We start from the raw sequence: 1,174 nt of genomic DNA, 5'->3' as shown, positions 1-1,174 counted from the left end.
AAAATGAATACAATATGGTAAAAAGAAGTCTATATTATTGGAGTAAAATGTACGAAGAGCAATTAAATGAAGGTGATGATTATTCAAAATTAGAAAGAACTATTTGTATTAACATATTAAACTTTAAATATTTAGATAACAATAGATTCCACAATGGATATAGATTAAAAGAAATTGAAACTAATGAAGAACTAACTAACATACAAGAAATCCATTTTATAGAAATACCTAAATTATCAGATGATAGTAATGAAAAAGACATGCTTGTTGCTTGGATGGAGTTTTTAAAAAATCCTGAAAGTGAAAAAGTTAGAAGTCTTGAATTAACTATTTCAGAAATAAGAGAAGCAAAAGATGAACTTATTAGAATTAGCAATGATAAAGAGCAACGTTTACTTTATGAAATGAGAGCAAAGACTTTAAAAGATAAAAATAGTGCATTAAATGAAGCTGAAAGAAAAGGGATTGAAAAAGGTATAGAGAAAGGAATTGAAAAAGTAGCTAAAAACCTTTTAGATATGGGTATACCTGTAAGTGAAATTATACTTGCTACTGGTCTTTCTGAAAATGACATATTAAATATAAATAATAATATATAAAGTATTACTTTCTACTAATAACAGATTATCATATTAAGAATAAGGCAAGATGTTTACTAAATAAGCATTTTGTCTTATTTTTATTTACTTAATACTGAAACATATTATTTAGGACTTGAAAATTTCTCATTAGATAAGGCATTAGAAATTAGTTTAATAGTTCAAATAAAGATATAAATATGATTATTAGCAGAGTATATTTATAGTTTTAGCAATCAATAAGTACTAGACATAAAATAGTTATAGTATATTTAGGTAGATTTGGACTATCGATAAATCTATTGTATATATTACATGTTAAATTTCTTCCAATAATTTTCACATAAAAACAATGAAATTTATTTAGATGGTTGCTATTATTGATAGTATGAGANNATATTGATAGTGAAGGAAATTTTATAGATGAAATAAATATTGATAATAAAGANTAATAATATTAAAAATATGTTAGTAATCACTCAAAATGAAAAAATGCCTGAAAATAGATTTATATGAAAATAGATTTATAATAGAAGAAAATAATTTAGAGAATGAAGAATTTAAGAATATAATTGAATCTATAATTGATGAAAAAA

1 protein-coding gene is annotated in these 1,174 nt (G+C 22.5%); it reads left to right on the top strand.

Features of this window, described 5'->3' with window-relative positions; all coding sequences use genetic code 11:
- Window positions 1-599: Rpn family recombination-promoting nuclease/putative transposase (locus G3997_RS04945; protein ID WP_296649033.1), on the top strand; the 599-nt coding region annotated here is incomplete at its 5' end.
- Window positions 600-1,174 lie beyond the last annotated feature (575 nt).

Source organism: Romboutsia sp. 13368 (assembly GCF_018336475.1).
Lineage (GTDB): Bacteria > Bacillota > Clostridia > Peptostreptococcales > Peptostreptococcaceae > Romboutsia.
This window is presented reverse-complemented; position numbering and strand designations above follow the sequence as displayed.